We start from the raw sequence: 18926 nt of genomic DNA, 5'->3' as shown, positions 1-18926 counted from the left end.
AATCATTTCGCATAATCCCTTTAAGCAAATACCTTTATAACCATTACAAGCATCAGTAAATTCACCATTTCTATACGTCCACGAAAATCCAAAGCCTAACGCGTTATTCTTTCACCTTAATCACTTTACAAATCCCGATCTCGCTATACAATCGCGCATCCTCTGACCACTTTTCATCCAGGTATTTATCTATGAGTCCAACACGTTTCGGTAACGTGATGGCGGCTGTTGCCTTCCTGTTGTGGGGCGCAATGCCGCTCTATTACCAATTTTTGCCCAACGCAGCCATGGATGAGCTGTTGGCACTTCGTATTCTCGCGTCGTTGCCATTTTTGCTTTTGGTGCTTCAACTGCGCAAAGCCAAGTCGCCGAACTGGGCAGCGCTGATTGCCGACAAGCGCTCGTTTCTCTTTGCGGGCATTGCCTCTGTCATGATGTGTGTGTCGTGGAGTGCGTTTACATGGGCGATGACCAACGATCGCGTGTTGGATGCGAGCCTTGGCTATTTCATTAACCCACTTCTGGTGATTGCACTGGGTGTGGTGGCGTTTAATGAAAAACTCTCTTTGGGGCAGAAAGCCGCCGTGGTTTTCGGCACCTTGGGATTGAGCTATCAAATCTGGCAATACGGTGAGCTGCCTGTTGCTGCTTTGCTGATGGCTGTGGGCTTTGCGCTGTATGGCTGGTGTAAGCGTCATGTGAAGTATGATGCGATTTCAAGCCTGTTGGTGGAAACCATTGTGCTTCTGCCGATTGCGGCAATCTACATGGCGTACAAGATGGGCTCAGGCACCAGTGTGGCGGTATCCGGCGATATCTCTACTCTGCTGCTTTACCTTGGCGCTGCGCCAGTGACTTTGTTGCCGCTGTTCTTCTTCTCAGAAGCGGTGAAGTATGCACAAATGTCGATGATTGGCTTTATGCAGTACATTGAGCCTTCATTGCAGTTTGTTCTGGCAGTAGCAGTATTTGGGGAGACGTTTGATAGCGTGAAAACCGTGAGCTTTGGTCTGATTTGGCTGGGCTTGGCGATCAGCATTGTCGAAAGTCTAGTGAAGGTAAAACCCAAGCCTGATTTGCCGCAGCACTAGGGGCTGTTGGCCTTGGGCCGATGGGCTTTCTAGCAAAGCGTTGCGAAAGTTAAGGGGGCGTCATGCCCCCTTTTTGATCAAATCACATATCGTCCGGCACGCACTTATCCAGTTGCTCCGCGGTGAGCCCCGTCATCTTGGGTACTTTTTCCGTCAGGCAGACGGAGATGTCGTCAAAGCTCTTAATCTCGTCGTAGCACTTGAACAGTACTTCTTCGTACCCTTGTTTTAGTTCACCCTCAGATTTACCCGAGCATTTAGCAATAGAACCCAGAATTCCGCCTGCTTCGAGCATCATCACTGTGCTGTTCACGAATTCTTCTTTTTGTGCCTGAGTCAATTCCAGCGCGAGTGATGAAGGCGCAACGCTGGTCAAAAACAGAGTACAAGACACCAAGGCGCATTTTGCATTTCTTGCCATATCAGCCATACCAAACCCTTTAAGAACAAACTTATGTCGAGTTGATTTATACAACGCTTTAATGTCGTAGTTTAAGGCAAGCATTCCATTGCCTTTCTCCCTTTTTTAAGAAGGAAAGGCATATGGTCTCAAATGATAAAGCGGAGGAAATTCGAGAGCTGAACCCAGATCAGGTTCAGTCGCGGCTATATTTTTTTCTTATTCGAATCTGTTCTTTGTTCATGATTTTGAGTTCGACCCCATGATGGAGTTTGATGACCAGTTCATCCTCCTCCCTTCTCAGTGGTTTACCCTGGATTTCTATCTCGCCACCATCGTCAAATTGAATAACGCCCGCAATCACTTCCCCATCAACAATCTGGGTATCCGCTTTGACTTCAATGCGGATCCCCTGCTCTGAAATCTCACTCACACGGAATGATTCCCCATCCCACAGGAAAGTAGGCATTTCAGGCTCGTTATATCTCAGCCTAAAGAAATTGCGGTGCTGTTCTTCTTGTTCTTCGTCTTTTTCCATCGGCGCGCTGACTCTCGATTGCCGGACTCCTATCTTTCATATTAGGGGCTGTTGACCTTTGGTGGTTAAATTTTGTTCTAGCCCTAAGCGTTTTAGGCGCGGCGAGGTGTGTGCCGCCTAGTCATTCTAAGCAAATACACCTCAACAAAGCATAAAACGCTTAGGGTACGGGACGCGCAGTCGAACCCTCCGGGCAGCGTTTGTGGGGAATTTCTGCTGCGTTATCGGCTTCTCATGGAGGCTAGCTACACATCGAAGCCTCTGCCTTGCATAAAATCCCCCACAAACTGCTGCAAAAATCATCACCAAAGGTCAACAGCCCCTAGAACTTAGTTCACAATGAGAGCACCTGAACTCACACAAAAAGAAAAGGCACCCGAAGGTGCCTTTCTTATTCATAGGGAGAATCAGTCTTCCAGTTCTACCAATTTGGTCGAACCGCCGTGGTGCTTCTCACGCAATCTCTGGATGAGTGCGAAGAAACCAGGGATCAGGAAGGTACCTGCCAGCAGCACACAGAGCAGACCGCCCGTCAGCGAAATACCCAGCGAGTTCTGGCTGATGTGCCCTGCACCGCTTGCAAAGATCAGCGGCAGAATACCCAGAATGAATGACCAGGATGTCATGTTCACCGCGCGGAAACGCAGCTTACCGCCCATCACGGCTGCCTTATCAATTGGCAGTTCATTCTGCTCACGTTCATTCTTACCGAATTCCACAATCAGGATGGCGTTCTTCGCTGCCAATGCAATCAACAGAACCAGACCAATCTGCGCGTACAGGTTGAGCGGTGTGCCTGTCATTGCAAGCGCAAGGAAGGAGCCCAGTGTGGCCACCGGAACCACCAGAATGATCGCCAGTGGAATACTCCAGCTCTCATACTGCGCCACCATGAACAGGTAGATAAAGATCAGTGCCAGAGCGAACGCATAGATAGCCAGATTACCTGCTTGTTTTTCTTGGTAAGCCATGCCTGTCCATTCGTACTGGTAGCCCTGTGGCAGCATTTCTGCGGCAACACGCTCCATCGCAGCAATCGCGTCACCGGATGAGTAACCCGGCGCTGGGGAGCCCTGAATCACTGCTGAACGGTACATGTTGTAACGCCACGCCACATCAGGCTCAAACACTTGCTCAACATCAATCAGGGTGCTGAGTGGGATCATCTGGCCCGACGTTGAACGCACGTGGAAGCGACCCATGGAGTCCAGATCGTTTCGGTAATCACCATCTGCCTGAATCGTCACGCGGTAGTTCTTACCGAACAGGCTGAAATCGTTCACGTACATACCAGCCAGGTTGCCCTGCAGTGTGGTGAAGATTTCTGAAAGCGGAATGCCCAGCTGTTTCGCTTTCTCACGATCAATGTCGATGTAGAAGTGCGGTACGTTTGCGCGAAACGTACTGAAGGTACGCGCGATTTCCGGCTGTTCGTTGGCTTTCTGCATCAGTTGCTGCATCACCATCGCCAGATCGCCACGGCTACGGCCTAGGGTATCTTCAAGTACAAACTCGAAGCCTGAAGCAGGACCCATGCCCGGCACCGCTGGAGGACCCATCGCAAAGATAATCGCCTCTGGCAACTGCATCGCCGCTTTCACGTTAATGCGGTTAATGATGTCGAACGAGGAATGATCGCCATCCAACGCCTGACGGGTTTCCCAGTCTTTCAGTTTCACGAACATCGACGCACCGTTAGATGCGGCAGCACCGGTCAGGAACGCATAACCGTTCGCGACGGTCGCGCCATCTACGCCCGGCTCAGACGTCACGATTTCACCCAGCTTACGGGTCACTTCTTCGGTACGGGACAGAGAAGCGGCATCTGGCAGCTGAACGTTAATCAGCATTACGCCCTTATCTTCCTGAGGCACGAAACCGGTCGAGGTGGTTTTCGCGAAGTAGCCAGCGGCACTGACAGCCACCACAAACAACACACCCAGCACGGCGGTTTTGCGCACGAGGAAGCCTGCCGCGGCACCGTATTTGTTCGTGACTTTCTCAAGGCCATTGTTGAATGCCTTGAACCAGCGCGCATGGTTGTCGCCACCTTGACGCAGCACCAGCGAACACATGGCCGGAGACAAGGTCAGTGCGTTGATGGAGGAGATCAGGACCGAGATACAGATGGTCAGCGCGAACTGGCGGTACATGATGCCCGTGATACCCGGCAGCATCGCAACCGGCAGGAACACCGCCAGCAATACCAGTGTGGAAGTGATAATTGGACCGGTTACCTCTTTCATCGCCAGCAGGGTTGCCTGACGCGGGGAAAGGGATGGGTCTTTCGCCATGTTGGTATCAACGTTTTCAATAACCAGAATGGCGTCGTCCACCACAATACCGATGGCGAGGATAAGACCAAACAAGGTCACGGTGTTGATGGTAAAGCCGGCCGCCAACATGACAGCAAACGTACCAATCAGGGAGACCGGAATCGCCACAACTGGGATCAGCGTTGAGCGGAAACTACCGAGGAACAAGTAGGTCACAGCGATAACCAGAAGTACCGCTTCCACCAGCGTTTTCACTACGCCCTTGATGGACTCAGCAACAAACAGCGTGGTGTCGTAACTGGTTTCGTAGGTCATGCCTTCTGGGAAGTTCTGCGAAAGCTGTTCCAGACGCTCCATCACCAAACCACCACTTTCCAGCGCGTTTGCGTCAGATTGCAGGTTCAGGATAACGATAGACGCCGGTTGGTCGCGGAACTGACCATTACCTGTGTAGAACTTCTTGCCCAACGAGACTTCTGCGATGTCTTTCAGGTACACCATAGAGCCGTCTGGGTTCGCTCGGACAACTACTTCTTCAAACTCTTCCACCGAGCCTAAACGGCCTTTGGTGACCAATTTGAAAGTCATTTCCTGTGCGTTGTTGAACGGTGGCGCACCGATGTCACCCGCGGCAACTTGTACGTTCTGCTCAGAAAGTACCGAACGAACATCAGAGGTTGTGATACCAAGGTTTGCCATCTTCTCTGGGTTCAGCCAAACACGCATCGCGTATTCACCGCCACCCAGCACGTTCACCTCACTGATGCCTTTAACACGCGCAATCTGATCTTTGATGTTCAGGTTGATGTAGTTCACCAGGAACTGATCATCGTACTTGCCTTCTGGCGAGTAGAAGTTCAGAACCATCAGAAGGTCTGGGGAACGTTTTTTCACCGTCACACCGACCTGACGCACTTCCGGTGGCAACTTGGATTCAATCTGCGCCACACGGTTTTGTACGTTCACCTGCGCCATGTCAGGGTCAGTGCCAATATCGAACGTCACGTTCAGGTTATAGGAGCCATCGTTCGCACTCTTGGAAGACATGTAGATCATGTTTTCCACGCCGTTGACCGAGGTTTCTATCGGGTCGGCAATGGCCTGTTCAACGACTTCTGCACTCGCTCCGGAATACACCGCGGTCACGCTCACCGAAGGCGGGCTAATGCGCGGATATTCCGCCACTGGCAGGTTAAGCAATGCGATGGCACCTGCGAGCGTCAGAATAATCGAGATGACCAGCGCAAACTTAGGGCGCTGGATAAAAAAGCGACTCAACATATTCGGTTACGCCCCTTGCCCTTCAAGGCGAACAGTCATGCCATTACGCACGCGTTGCAGACCTTTGGTCAGCACTTGCTCACCATCGTTCAGACCGCCGCGAATAATCACACCTTGCTCGGTTTGAGGACCCAACTCGACATTGCGACGCTCAACGATGTTGCCTTCTTTCAGCACCATCACGAAATCGCCTTCAAGGTCTGTTTGTACTGACAAGCGCGGGATAACCAGCGTTGGCGTGGTGTTCTTGTCTTTCACAATCACTTCCACGTACTGACCTGGCAACAGGCGGTGCTCTGGGTTAGGGAATTTGGCACGAAGCGCGATAGTACCGGTTTGAGTGTCGATACGGTTGCCCAGGTAATCAAGGTGACCCGCGTGTTCATAGTCGTGGCCTTTACCCAGCTTCAACCAAACTTCCACGTCACCGCTTCGGCCTTTACCGATACCAGAAACACGATCAGCGCCCGATTGCAGGCGCTGTTTTTCACTCATCGAAAAAGACGCCTGCATAGGGTCAAGACTGACGATGGTGGTCAATACGCCCGTTGAAGGCGAAACCAGATCACCAATACTTGCTCGGCTTTCACTGATACGGCCAGTAAATGGCGCACGAATAGTGGTGTGCGAAAGGTCAGTTTCCGCCGCTTGAAGCTGGGCTTCTGCTGATTTGAGCGCAGCTTCAGCCTGCAATTTCACTGCGGTTAGACGGTCAAATTCAGACTGGCTGATACCGCCACGAGGCAATAAATCCTGTCCACGATCGTAATCCAGGTTGGCATTGGTCACGCCTGCCTTTGCCTGCGCGACTGAGGCTTTTGCACTGGCAACTTTCGCTTCATAAAGAGAGGGATCAATTTGGTAAAGAAGCTGACCAGTGTTCACCATTTCGCCTTCATTGAAGTAGCGCGATTTCAGGTAGCCTGAAACCTGAGGAACAATGCCAACATCTTCCATCGCTTCAGTACGACCGACAAAACTTTTCTGAGGCTGGTAATCAATCAACTCTGCTGATTCAACAGCAACAAGTGGGGTGAACGCATTCTTCTGCTGCGCTTCCTGTCCGCCACAACCGGCCAGAAGCGTTGCGCTAATCAGCGCTGGAAGTAACAACTTCCGTTTGATCATAGTTTTCTCCTTCCCTCAACCAAAGGTCAATATCCCTTAAACAGTCGAGCAAAAATCATGGTTATTATTAGAAAGCACATGGGCAGGCATAGCTCGACGGAACTTGATTATTTTGCGTGGAAAGGACTGGGTGTTATATGTACAACTGCCCGTAAATTCACCACTTTTTGCCGCTCAGCGGCCATGCCGCTTTGATTATGCCAGCGGTTCCTTACTGGAACCTGTACGAGCCCAGTAAACATCGACTCAGAGCAAAGATTTAGGGGAGGGAAACAACAGGGAGGAAACAAAAAAAGGCCAACAATGTAACAACTGTTGACCTTCTACTCAGAACTCAGTTTCTATCGTAACTGAGCCATGGCTTCAGCGAGTTGCGCATCTAAAGATTCATCACTCAACTTGCCAGCTTCTGCATCAAAATTATCGTAGAACGAAGGCACAGACAGCGTCGCTTTTACGTCGCCATTGAAGTGAGGAATAGAGGTCGCTGCGGATGCCAACACATTCTTCGCACCACCTGGGCCCGGCGAGGTTGAAAGCAGTACCATTTTCTTGCCTTGAAACACTTTTTGATTGATACGTGAAGCCCAATCAAAGATGTTTTTGTATGCTGCTGAATACGAGCCATTGTGCTCAGCAAAAGACACCACTACCGCATCCGCTTCACCGATTTTGGCAAAAAGTTGCTGTGCCTTTTCAGGGCTTCCCAGCTCCTGTTCAACATCCACGCTGAAAAGTGGCATTTCATAATCATTCAGATCCAACACTTCGGTTTCAGCATCTGCCAGCAAGCTTACTGCGTAACTCACGAGTTGTTTGTTAATGGATGTTTTGCTGTTTGACGCTGCGAAAGCAAGCACTTTCATAACCTTCTCCTTGTCGTTATTTGCCCCCCTACTCTCTTAGCCTTAGCTAATAAAGTCAATGCCTGCAGGTAAAGTTTAAAACAGACATTAGTTCATAATATTCATAGGGTTATTTCATCTAGAGATATTTATTGAGACACACGTTTCTAAATTAAGGCAAAGCTTAACTACACTTTTGATTGATAAATCAATTATTCAGTCTGGGTCACTGATGCCCCGACATTTTATTTTTTGAACGCCAAGGTAGTTGCAATGAAGACAGTCAAAGCGTTTTTGAAAGGTATGTTAATTCTCGCTCTTTTCGCTCCGATGTCTCTGTGGGCAGAGCCTGTAAAAGGGTCACACCTCAAAGTGTTTATTCCCAGTCTTCCGTACATTTATATTTCTCACTCGATAAATGCCGCGCTGTTGCGTCCGGCAAATAACGAGCAAGGGTGGGAATATGATATGGCGGTGGCGCACCGAAAAATCGACGATAAAACCTATGAGTTCGATCTTCGCCAAGGTGTGAAATTTCAGGATGGCAGCCCGTTTAATGCGGACGCTGTCATTATGAACATGGAGTACTTTAAAAAAGCGCCCTTCCTGTTTACCAAAATTGATAGCGTTTTTGACCGCGCAGAAAAAGTTGACGATTACACGGTTCGCTTTCACCTGACTGAGAAATATGGTCAGTTCCTGAATGATGCCATTTGGATTCAGTTCTACACCCAACCTTATCTTGAGAAATACGGCTGGAACGGCAAACCAACCTGTCCTAACCTCGCCGAGCCTGGTCCTTATGGTTTAGGTCCATACGTTCTTAAAGAAGGCTACATCGAGGGCGACAGGCAAACACCGAAAGCGGTGTTGGTTGCGAATTCAAACTACTGGAACCCTGAATACCCGAAAATTGAAACGGTCACGGTTTACACCGAGCTTGATAGCAAGGTGGCATTAGAGATGGCCTCCGACAAAGAAGGTCAGTTGGATATCATGCCTATTCCGGTGTCTGAGAAAGATCGGGTGTCTAACTCCCGTTATTCAAAACTGGTCACAGCGCCGTCCACCGACAACATTGCCATTCACATGAATCTTAGAAACGGCAATGAACGTTTGATGGATGAGGAGGTGCGCGTCGCACTGAACAAAGCCATCGACCAACGAAGACTCCTCAACAAGTACTACCAAGGCGAAGGTCAGATCAAACCCACGTTGGCAGCTCCGCTTTATCCGGGTGTCGACAAGGTGGTTCAAAACCTCAAGGCCTATTCAGAAGTTCAGGATCCTAAATCTATCCGTGATGACCTCAAGGCCAAGCTCGATGGTCTGGAGCTGAATGTCTACACACAGGACCGCTTCATGTACATCTGGAAAGGTATCGACCGCGATCTGCGAAAAGTCGGCGTGAAGTTGAACTTTGATATCACTTCCAGTGAAAAAGACGTGTTTGGACAACTGCTCGCGACCAACGCCAGAAAGAACACCAAAGAGTGGGATTTACTGGTATGGGGTGATGACGACTGGTACTACAACCACCCTTGGTCAGCGTTCCTCGTCTATCGTACACACAACTACTGGAGCACCATCTTCCCTGATAGCAAGCTGGACGGCTTTATCGACGAAATGTTCAGGGAATCAGTTGGCACGCCAGAGTTCGATCGCGTCGCGGAAAAGATCATGCGACACGTTTACAACAGCGGCTACATGCTGTTCGTCCCCACTCCTAACAAAGTGCTGGCGGTCAACAAGGAAGTGACATACACCCCATACCGCATGGCAAACATGCCGCTTTGGGAAATTGAGGTTTCGTCAAATCACTGGTCGGTGCGCTAACGCATACGCGTGGAATACTCGAAAAACAGGGAAGCTTCTTTGCCGGAGCTTCCCGCTCGACAATAAAAAGGGTGTCAGATGTTTGGAAAGCTAAAGATAAAACTCTTGCTTATCTTCCTCTTTATTGGCGTTTTGCCCATTTTAATCGTGGGCTACCTTGCGCTGGTAAAATCCAGTGATGCGCTGCATAAACAGGCGTTTGCTCAACTTGTCAGTATGCGGGAGGTTAAAAAAACGCAAATCGAGTCCTACCTTGAACGAGCCATGAAGGACATCCGCATTCTTGCAGGCAGTGAAGACACCAAGCAGATCCAGAAATCGCTCTCCTTCTATGCCGCCGATGAAGAAATCGAAGCCAATGAAGAATTTTATACTGACACCTATGAATACGAAGAAATTTGGCAGTCCAGCGGTAAAACCCTGAATGATTTTGTGAACGTTTATGGCTACTCAGATGTTTACATCATTCAGGCCAAAACTGGCCATGTCATTTTCTCCGCCCGCCGCGATAAAGATCTGGGTACAAATCTGAATTTTGGAGAATACAGAGACAGCCCCCTCGCCACTTTGTACCGTGAAGTGATCAGCAATAACACCATGGCCGTTCAGGACTACCAGAGATACGCAGCCAAGAGTGATCATCCCGCGGCTTTCATTGGCGCGCCGATAACAGACCTAGGAGGTGAAACCCTCGCCGTCGCTGTTCTCCAACTATCCATTGATGAAATAAACCAAATCATGCTGCAACGTACAGGCATGGGTGAAACGGGCGAAACATTTCTGGTTGGGCCTGATTATTTGATGCGTTCCGATTCCTATCTGGCAGACCAGAGCCACTCCGTGATGGCTTCATTTGCCGATCCCGACAAAGGCAGCATCAAAACGGATGTCACTGAGAAAACGCTCAAGGGTGAAACCGCTTTCGAAGTGGCAGAGGATTACCGCGGAGTCCCTGTATTAACGGCCTACACACCGATTAAATTTGGAGACACGACCTGGGCGCTGGTTGCAGAAATCGATAGTGTCGAGGCTTTCAGCGAAGTTGATGCGCTCAAATGGCTGATTGGCTTCGGTTTGTTAGCCGGTGTTGTCATCATTACTCTCATCGCCATGGTGGTGACTCGCTCACTCACAAGGCCTATCCTCAACCTCACTTACAGCTTGGAAAACGTTGCCACCTCGGGTGATTTCTCAACACGGGTTGATGTCACAAGCCGAGATGAAATAGGTCAGTCTGCAGCGGCTTTTAACACCCTGATGGACAGTACGCAGAATGCGATTGAAGACATCAAGAAAGTGATGGAAGGTCTGGCGGAAGGTGACTTCAGCAACCGCATTGAATCTGACCTGAAAGGCGACCTTCTGATTATCAAACAGGCGACCAACACATCCCTCGAGAACGTAGAAGAGTCTGAGCGAGCAAGGGCAAAACTCGAATGTGAAGCGAAGGATAAAGCTGAGGAGAATGCCCGGGTTAGGCAAGCACTGGATAATGTTTCCACCAACACCATGATTGCCGATGCCAATTACGACATCATCTACATCAACCAGTCAGCAACCAAAATGCTGACCGACGCTAAGGAAGATTTCGGTACCGTTATCCCTCAGTTCAACCCTGAAAATGTCATGGGCCACAACATCGACTTTTTCCATAAAGACCCTTCACACCAGCGCCGTCTATTGGACCACTTGGAAGACCTTTATCGAACAGAACTTGTTGTAGGAAACCGAACAATGGCCATTTCCGCTAACCCGATCATCGATGATAACGGTGACCGTATCGGTACCGTCATTGAATGGGAAGACAGAACCGCTGAAGTTGCTATTGAGCGGGAAATAGACCAAATGGTGGAAGCCGCATCAAAGGGAGATTTCTCCATTCAGTTGTCGCTTGAGGACAAGCGTGGTTTCCACAAGAATCTGGCAAAAGGTCTGAATGGACTCACTACCAATACTGATGCGGCGCTTGCAGATATGCAGCGCATTTTGGGGGCGATGGCTCGTGGTGATCTCACCAAGCGTATCGACAAAGACTATCACGGCCGCTTTGCCCAACTGAAAATTGATGCCAACGCGACAATTGAGCGTTTAACGCAAGTGATTGGCAACATCCGACAGGCTTCCTCTACTATCTCAAACTCTTCGAACGAAATTGCTTCAGGCAACCGAGATTTAAGTCAGCGTACGGAAGATCAAGCGACGTCTTTGCAAGAAACGGCTGCCAGCATGGATAACATGACTGAGACCGTCAAGCAGAGTGCTGACAATGCCGTTGCTGCCAACAAGCTCAGTGATGAGGCAGTGGAGAAAGCACGCGAAGGCGGCAATGTTGTGATGCGCACCATCACCGCGATGGATCAAATCAGTGGCGCCAGTAACAAGATTTCCGACATCATTGGCGTTATCGACGAAATCGCTTTCCAAACCAACCTGCTCGCACTCAATGCCGCAGTAGAAGCCGCACGTGCTGGTGAACAAGGCCGTGGCTTTGCTGTAGTAGCTGGGGAAGTACGAAGCCTTGCCCAACGTTCTGCCGAGGCTGCCAAAGAAATCAAAGACCTGATACGAGACACCAATAAAAAGGTCGAAGACGGTGCCATGTTGGTCGCCGAATCCGGCGATACCTTGCAGGAAATCCTCAGCATGGTGGAAGAAGTGGGCAGTAAGATGTCAGAAATCAGCGAGGTTGCCCAAAACCAAAGCAGCGGCATCGAGCAAGTGAATGTTGCCGTTTCGCGCATGGACACCATGACCCAACAGAACGCCGCCTTGGTGGAAGAAGCCGCCACTGCTGGTGAAAGCATGCTTTCACAAGCTCAGGACATGAGTGCCATGATGGAGTTTTTCACCATCGATGAAAGCAAGGAGCCCGTAAAAACACCCAAGTTCAATAAGACGCGCAAAAAAGCCGTCGTTCCTAAAAAAGCCAAAGCGAAGCCCAAACCTGCCGTCGATGATGATGACGAAATAGAATGGGACGAGTTTTAAAACCATTTAGGGGAGCAAATGCTCCCCTTCTTTTTGCTTGTCGCCCAGTTAACCTTAGGCAATGGCAGGACGCAGTTCCGGCCGCTTTTTTCGTTGCTTCAGAATGTCATGCCACATCACGGGTATGACCACCGAGGCCAGCACCACGTTTGAGATTGGCATTGCTAACCAAACACCTTCAAGACCATAAAACTTCGGCAGCACATACAGGAATGGGAACTGTACGAGCATATTGGCGACGGAGATACTGAGCGATTTCGCACCTTTGCCAACAGACAAGAAGTACATGGAAGCCAGAATAATCAAGCCATCAAGATACATGGCTGACAGGTGTAGCCTGATACCTAACGTCGCTTCCTGAATCAGGGCTTCATTACCGCCGTTGAACATGCCAATGACAAAGTCCGGGAACAGGTTCAGTACAGCCAGCCAAATAAAACCAGCAGCCAGTGACACCATAGTGGCCAGTTTCGCGACCTTCACTATCTTCGAGTAAGACTGCGCGCCATGATAGAAGCTCACCTGCGGCTGCATACCTTCTGCGATACCCTCCGCAACGACGTAATAGAGCGTCATCAAATAACCCACGACAGCAAACGCAGCCACGCTGACAGGTGTGCCGTATTCCGCAAACAAACGGTTATGAAAGCCCACCAGCACGCCGTAATACATGAACATCACTAGCGAAGAGCAGCCAAGTACCAAGCTCTGGCCTGCATCAGAAAAACTAAACTTGAGCGGGTTGCGAAAAATGCCCAGAAAAGAACGGGAAGAGCACAAATACATCAGTCCTATCAGCACACTCACTGACTGTGCCAATACCGTTGCAACCGCAGCGCCTTGCAATGCCCAACCCAGCACACCAATGAACAGGTAATCCAGCACAATGTTGGTTAAAGCACCGACGACCATCATCGTTGTAGCAACAAATGGGCTATCGTCATTGCGGATAAGAAATGGCAGCGCACCTGCCACTACCGTTGCCACTGCGCCGATTTTAAATACCGTCAGGTAATCATTCGCATAGCCGTGGGCAAGGCCAGTAGGCCCCTGAAGGTTGACGAGAAAGCCGCCGAAGAAAACCAGATAAAGTGATGCCAACGCACCGAGTAAAGCCGTCAGCACAAGGCCCGTTACCATGGCGCTTCGCGCCTTAGTGAGGTTTGATTCACCGCGATAGATGGAGACAAGGCTGCCTGCCCCCATGCCAATCATCAATCCAAGACCGCCCACCACGGCAATCACAGGCCAAGCGATATTAATGGCCTCAAGCCCTTCCGCACCAATGTAGTGGCCGACGAAAATACCGTCCACCAGCTGATAGAGACCATTGACGATCATCGCTGCAATCGCAGGGATGGTGAATCGCCAGAACGTTTTGGTGATCGAGTCACCTTGGTTGAGATCTGTTACATGCATAAAAGAAAAACTTAAAATGGAAATGAACGAGGTGATTTTCACGTTGTATAGCTATAGATAAAAGTTAAAATCAATCTCAAAAACGGATAGGTGAAAGAGAGAAAGGCTCATGCAATGGACATTGGAACAACTCAAAGCGTTTGTCGAAGCCGCCGAAACAGGATCCTTTTCAGCTGCAGCCCGCAAGTTAGGTAAGGCACAGTCCCGTGTGAGTACCGCAATTGCCAACTTGGAGATTGATCTCGGCTTCGAGCTTTTCGACAGAAGCGCCAAATTGCCTGTTCTTACCGAAGCAGGAAAGGAAATGCTGGTAGATGCCAAGGCGATACTTCAGCAATGTCACCGGATGAACTCCCGTGCGATGGCTGTGACTGGCGGCGAGCCAGTTGCATTCAATGTCGCCATGGATGAAGCGGTTCCCATACAAACATTTGAGATCCTATTTGAGCGAATTGCTGAGGCGTTTCCCGAACTCAAACTCACCATTCTGAATGGTTCCCAAGACGACATTGCCACCTGGGTCAATGAAGGCCGTGCTGATATTGGGTTTATCTACCGGGTAAAGCCGCTTTCTGAATCTCTTGATTGGTATGACATTGAAACCGTGAAGCAATGCCTGATCACGGGGCATGACCACCCTCTAGCCCTACTTGAGCATCCCCACGAAGACGACTTAGTAAAATATCGCCAACTCGCCATTCGGGATAGACTCGGTTACTCACAGGAAGAACCGCTCTCTCCTCGCTACTGGCACGTTGATAGCTACTACTACATCTCGAACCTTATCACTCGAAACCTTGGTTGGGCTTTTGTTCCTGAGCACATAGTCAGCCACGAGTGGATGGAGGGTTCCGTCAAAGAGCTGTCAACTGCAGAGTTATCCAGCCCGCCACTGTTAACGCTGAGCGCTATCAAGCGGAAAGCTAGAGGATGGGATAAGGTGATGTTATGGATAGACAACACACTGAGCTCACTTTTCACCCAACAGCAGAAGCGCTAACCAGAAAAACAAACGCCCGCATGATGCGGGCGTTTTTATCAGACACTATTACATATCGTCGTAAGGCTCTAACGCTGTGCCTTCCATCAAATAGCCGGCTTGCGCGATATCATGGGAAACCGTTTGGGTTTTCAGTTTACCCACCACGTAAACCACATCCCAAAGCTCCTGAACGGGTGCGCCTTCTTCAAACTTCACATACACGATTTGATTTGGTGGCGGTGGTGGCACATGGATGCAGGCACCAAAGAATGGAACCAGCAGGAATTCCGTCACTTTGTTAGCGTCTCCCTCAAGAGGAATTACAAACCCCGGAATTTTGACCTGACTGTTGTTCAGTTCTGGGCGTACTTTTCCCACCAGATTTTGCTGAGGGGCATCGTTGTTGTGATCGATCATCGGCATGCCACGATCGTTAAACTGCTGGCGCTCAGACTCTGGAATCAAATCCAGCCAATCCAATTTCAGTGCTTCATCAGCCTGCGCAATCATTGGCAGACACGCGGTGAGAACTAGTAACCATTTTTTCATTATCTTATATCCGTATTGTCATGCCGTCTGACAGAGACTGGCGATACGCGCGAAGCGCAGGGAACATCCCCACCAAAAATCCTGCCACCAGCACAATGCCAATGAGTGTCCATTCATGTGGACTCAAAAATGCAGCGGAAAGTTGCAATCCATATTGGCTCAGCACAAAAGGTGCAGCCAGATTAATCATTATCAGCAGTGCTGTCACGCCAGTGATAATACCTAATAGTGTCAGGAACAAGGCTTCACTGACCAGCAGGAAGAAGATATGTGCTGGCCTAGCCCCCATTCCACGCAGTATCGCCATTTCGCGTCGACGCTCATTCAGGCTGGTTAACAGGCTGGAAAGCATCCCCATCAACCCTGCAACCACAACAAAACCTGATACCACCAATAGCGCTTGCTCAGCCACCGACATCATGCCCCACAACTCATGCAGCGCAATCCCGGGCATAATGGCTGTTAGAGGTTCCTGTTTGTACTCATTGATGGTTCGCTGTAAAGCAAAAGTCTGAATGCGACTTTTTAGCCCGACCAGCAATGCTGTGATTTGTTCTGGTTGTAGGGAGTCTGGGTCAATATCTTCTGCTTTGATGCCTGTCCCCATTCGCGCGCCGCTTTCCCAGCCAATATGAATGGCTTCAATAGCCGGCAGTGATACATGTACGCTTCGATCTACGGGTGTACCGGTAGGTGCAAGAATGCCCGTTACTTTGAACGGAAGATTATCGTGTCGGGCAAAGCTCTTGTCGGCCAAACCATGGGCAATGACGACTTCGTCTCCCAACTTATAATTCAGCTTCTTGGCGACTTCTGAGCCGATCACTGTGTCGAACAACCCGTCAAAAGATGCACCTTCTTTGAAGGACAAAGGCTGTTTTTGGCCGTAACGGTAATACTTGAAATAGTCCTCCGTTGTGCCGACCACGCGGAAACCTCGGTGTGAGTCGCCCAATGAGATAGGAATGGACCAAGCTACCGCCGGATGACTTTTCACATCTTCGACACTTTGCCAATCAATATTGTTGGTCGCGTTGCCGATGCGAAATACAGAATAAAGCAGAAGGTTGACCTGACCAGAACGCGCACCCACGATCAAATCGGTTCCCGAGATGGTGTTGGCGAAACTTTCTTTGGCTTGGGTTCTTACACGCTCTACACCAATCAACAGCGCTACTGACACTGCAACAGTAAATATGGTTAGCAGGGCCGTTGCTTTACGGTTTCGCAAACTTTGGAGTGCTAATCGGAGAATAGCCATCTATACCACCTCCGTTTGAATCGCTGCGCGATTAAGCTCAGGTAGCGAAATAGAGCGATCGAAGTGCGATTCCAAAGAACTGTCGTGAGAAACAAACAACAGGCTGGAACCCGCGTTTTCACATTCGTTCATCAAAAGGGAAATAAACGCATTTCGGGTATCGGCATCCAGCGCGGAGGTAGGTTCATCTGCCAGCAGCAACGCTGGCTTTCCAATCAGAGCCCTCGCTGCAGCAACACGTTGCTGTTGACCAATGCTGAGATCGGTAACGGGTTTATTCAGGCAATTTTCCGGCAACGCCAATGCACTTAGCAGACGTTCGGCTTCTTGCTGCAAGTTACCCCCTGCCTTTTCTTTGCGCGCTTTGGAAAAACGACAAGGCAAGGTGACGTTATCAATCACTGAGAGATATGGAAGCAGGTTAAATTGCTGGAAGATATAGCCAAGATGATCAGCGCGAAAAGCATCACGCTTAGCGCCTTTTAATGCTGTTAAATCTGCTTCCTGAAAACGCAGTAAGCCTTCATCAGCAGTGTTGATGCCAGCAATCAGGCCAAGCAGCGTGGACTTACCACACCCGCTGGCACCTTTTAGAAATACACGCTCTTTGGCTTCGAGCGAGAAATGGGGAATATCAATTTGCCATTGTTCTTGGCCTAGCCACCTGAACCGGAGGTCTTCAATCAATAACATAAAATGCAAACCAGAGGCCCCCGAAGGGGCCTGAGTAATTAGAAACGGAATGTGGTTGAAGATGGCATTAGCTCGGTAGCCGCGACACCTTTGTCTGTCACTGCCTGAACACTGATCTTCTCGGTATTGCCAAATGCGGTAAACCAATCTGTCGTAATGGATTTAAGCTCAGCTGGCGATTTACAGTGGAAGGTATATTGTGCTGAAAACTCGCCATGTTGTGCTTTTCCATGCTCGTGATCATGGTCATGGTCATGGTCATCATGACCTTTATGCTCTTCATGTTTGTCATGGCTATGATCATCGTGTTTATCGTGATCATGGCCATGGTGATCATCATGGTCGTCGTGCTTATCATGATCATGGTCGTCATGGGCATGTTCATCGTGATCATGGTGACCTTCATGATCATGGTCGTGATGATCACCATGCTCTTCCTCACCCAAGGTGTGAGTGACCTGCTGTGCTTCTAGCTCACAACCGGCTTTTGAGTTAATCGCAAACAATGCACCCGGTTTTGCCAATGCAGCCACCGCTTTTTCAATGGCTGCTTTTTGTTCGGCATTTTCCGGTGCGTGCTCAAAACCTACCACGTCACTGCCTGGCGCGGTGATTTCTGCCAGAAGCTCATCTCCGTCTTGGGCAATATGCCACTCAACAACCCCATGTTGGTGAGCATCATGTTGACGAAATTCTTTATTTTCTGCAGTCGCTGCCGACGACACACCCAAAGCAATTGCACTCAGTGCAAACAAGTAGTTAGTACGCATAAATTCTCCAAAAATGAATGTTTAAATGTAGATGAATTAAATCAATAACTTTGGAGGGGAACGCGCATTTTGGGTGATAGATACGGTCGACAGAAGTGATGAGCCAATATTTGGCTGAACTGATGCCGGGGAGTGGGAGACTGGGACGAGTGCAGCACCAAATTCAATGGCAGGCATACCGAGTACACAAACTGCACATTCGTGATCCACTTTCTGGGTATGATGATGTTCGCCTTTGTGGTGCGCAACCGCAAAACCCTGCCAGCAGAAAAGAACAGCCAACAGCACAGGGAGTAATTTGCGGAATAAAAACAGCATGATCCGTCATCTACCTAAAGCAATAATGTTACAATATAACATTACAACACTAGGGATTTGAACGCCTGATTCGTACTAATTTGTAACAAGCGTAGGTCAGCGATATATCGCGAAGTGATAGTGACAACAACAACCACTTCCAAACAGCCAAAACGAAAGAAGCCCCATCTTTCGACGAGGCTTCAAATCGGGCCGCGCAGGCATGGCTCCCCTGATGGACTTGATCCGGGCCGCGCAGGTCAGCGACATATCGCGAAGCGACAATGACAACAACGACCAATTTCAAACAGATAAAACGAAAGAAGCCCCGTCTTTCGACGAGGCTTCAGATCGGGCCGCGCAGGCTTGGCTCCCTGCTGGACTTGATCCGGGCCGCGTAGGTCAGCGACATATCGCGAAGCGACAGTGACAACAACGGCCACTTTAAAACAGGCAAAACGAAAGAAGCCCCGTCTTTCGACGAGGCTTCAAATTTGGCTCCCCCTGCTGGACTTGAACCAGCGACATACGGATTAACAGTCCGCCGTTCTACCGACTGAACTAAGGGGGAA

The 18926-nt window shown here is 49.6% G+C and carries 15 protein-coding genes and 1 tRNA gene; 4 read left to right on the top strand and 12 right to left on the bottom strand.

Going from position 1 to position 18926, the window contains the following annotated elements; translation table 11 throughout:
* Positions 1-191 precede the first annotated feature (191 nt).
* Entirely contained in the window at positions 192-1091 is a 900-nt protein-coding gene (gene rarD, locus QL223_RS18170; RefSeq protein WP_281545545.1) for an EamA family transporter RarD, read from the top strand.
* 82 nt (positions 1092-1173) lie between these two features.
* Here the strand turns inward: rarD and QL223_RS18165 are convergent, their stop codons facing one another.
* The 5 genes from QL223_RS18165 to QL223_RS18145 all read right to left on the bottom strand — a co-directional run bounded on the left by QL223_RS18165 (position 1174) and on the right by QL223_RS18145 (position 7580).
* Entirely contained in the window at positions 1174-1596 is a 423-nt protein-coding gene (locus QL223_RS18165) for a hypothetical protein (protein ID WP_281545544.1), read from the bottom strand.
* A gap of 91 nt (positions 1597-1687) precedes the next feature.
* Entirely contained in the window at positions 1688-2029 is a 342-nt protein-coding gene (locus QL223_RS18160) for a PilZ domain-containing protein (protein WP_281545543.1), read from the bottom strand.
* A gap of 407 nt (positions 2030-2436) precedes the next feature.
* Complete coding sequence (locus QL223_RS18155) at positions 2437-5586, bottom strand: multidrug efflux RND transporter permease subunit (protein WP_281545542.1); 3150 nt, start codon at positions 5584-5586, stop codon at positions 2437-2439.
* A 6-nt stretch (positions 5587-5592) separates the two neighbouring features.
* Positions 5593-6714 (bottom strand): efflux RND transporter periplasmic adaptor subunit, encoded by a 1122-nt coding sequence (locus QL223_RS18150; protein WP_281545541.1) that lies wholly within the window; start codon positions 6712-6714, stop codon positions 5593-5595.
* A 341-nt stretch (positions 6715-7055) separates the two neighbouring features.
* On the bottom strand, positions 7056-7580 hold the full coding sequence (locus QL223_RS18145; RefSeq protein WP_281545540.1) for an NAD(P)H-dependent oxidoreductase: 525 nt from the start codon (positions 7578-7580) through the stop codon (positions 7056-7058).
* A gap of 252 nt (positions 7581-7832) precedes the next feature.
* Here QL223_RS18145 and QL223_RS18140 point away from each other — a divergent pair, with 252 nt between their 5' ends.
* Together QL223_RS18140 and QL223_RS18135 are read left to right on the top strand one after the other, a co-directional pair.
* Positions 7833-9395 carry an ABC transporter substrate-binding protein gene (locus QL223_RS18140; protein WP_281545539.1) on the top strand — a complete coding sequence of 521 codons (1563 nt, stop codon included), beginning with the start codon at positions 7833-7835 and terminating at the stop codon, positions 9393-9395.
* Between the two features lie 78 nt (positions 9396-9473).
* Positions 9474-12383 carry a methyl-accepting chemotaxis protein gene (locus QL223_RS18135; RefSeq protein WP_281545538.1) on the top strand — a complete coding sequence of 970 codons (2910 nt, stop codon included), beginning with the start codon at positions 9474-9476 and terminating at the stop codon, positions 12381-12383.
* Between the two features lie 54 nt (positions 12384-12437).
* Here the strand turns inward: QL223_RS18135 and QL223_RS18130 are convergent, their stop codons facing one another.
* Positions 12438-13802, bottom strand: coding sequence for an MATE family efflux transporter (locus tag QL223_RS18130; protein WP_281545537.1), 1365 nt, complete (start codon positions 13800-13802; stop codon positions 12438-12440).
* A gap of 109 nt (positions 13803-13911) precedes the next feature.
* Here QL223_RS18130 and QL223_RS18125 point away from each other — a divergent pair, with 109 nt between their 5' ends.
* On the top strand, positions 13912-14802 hold the full coding sequence (locus QL223_RS18125; protein WP_046306278.1) for a LysR family transcriptional regulator: 891 nt from the start codon (positions 13912-13914) through the stop codon (positions 14800-14802).
* A 48-nt stretch (positions 14803-14850) separates the two neighbouring features.
* On the opposite strand, the gene QL223_RS18120 is transcribed toward QL223_RS18125, so the two are convergent.
* From QL223_RS18120 to QL223_RS18095, 6 genes are all read right to left on the bottom strand, one after another.
* Positions 14851-15333, bottom strand: coding sequence for a DUF3299 domain-containing protein (locus QL223_RS18120; protein ID WP_281545536.1), 483 nt, complete (start codon positions 15331-15333; stop codon positions 14851-14853).
* A gap of 4 nt (positions 15334-15337) precedes the next feature.
* Positions 15338-16594: an ABC transporter permease gene (locus QL223_RS18115; RefSeq protein WP_002542748.1), complete on the bottom strand. Its 1257-nt coding sequence runs from the start codon at positions 16592-16594 to the stop codon at positions 15338-15340.
* Complete coding sequence (locus QL223_RS18110; RefSeq protein ID WP_281545535.1) at positions 16595-17287, bottom strand: ABC transporter ATP-binding protein; 693 nt, start codon at positions 17285-17287, stop codon at positions 16595-16597.
* A gap of 38 nt (positions 17288-17325) precedes the next feature.
* Complete coding sequence (locus QL223_RS18105; protein WP_281545534.1) at positions 17326-18057, bottom strand: DUF2796 domain-containing protein; 732 nt, start codon at positions 18055-18057, stop codon at positions 17326-17328.
* Between the two features lie 36 nt (positions 18058-18093).
* Positions 18094-18375, bottom strand: a complete 282-nt coding sequence (locus tag QL223_RS18100) for a hypothetical protein (RefSeq protein WP_281545533.1) — start codon at positions 18373-18375, stop codon at positions 18094-18096.
* A gap of 474 nt (positions 18376-18849) precedes the next feature.
* Positions 18850-18925, bottom strand: a tRNA-Asn gene (locus QL223_RS18095).
* Position 18926 lies beyond the last annotated feature (1 nt).

The sequence above is a fragment of the Grimontia sp. SpTr1 genome, from assembly GCF_947387585.1.
Taxonomy (GTDB): Bacteria; Pseudomonadota; Gammaproteobacteria; order Enterobacterales; family Vibrionaceae; genus Enterovibrio; species Enterovibrio indicus.
This window is presented reverse-complemented; position numbering and strand designations above follow the sequence as displayed.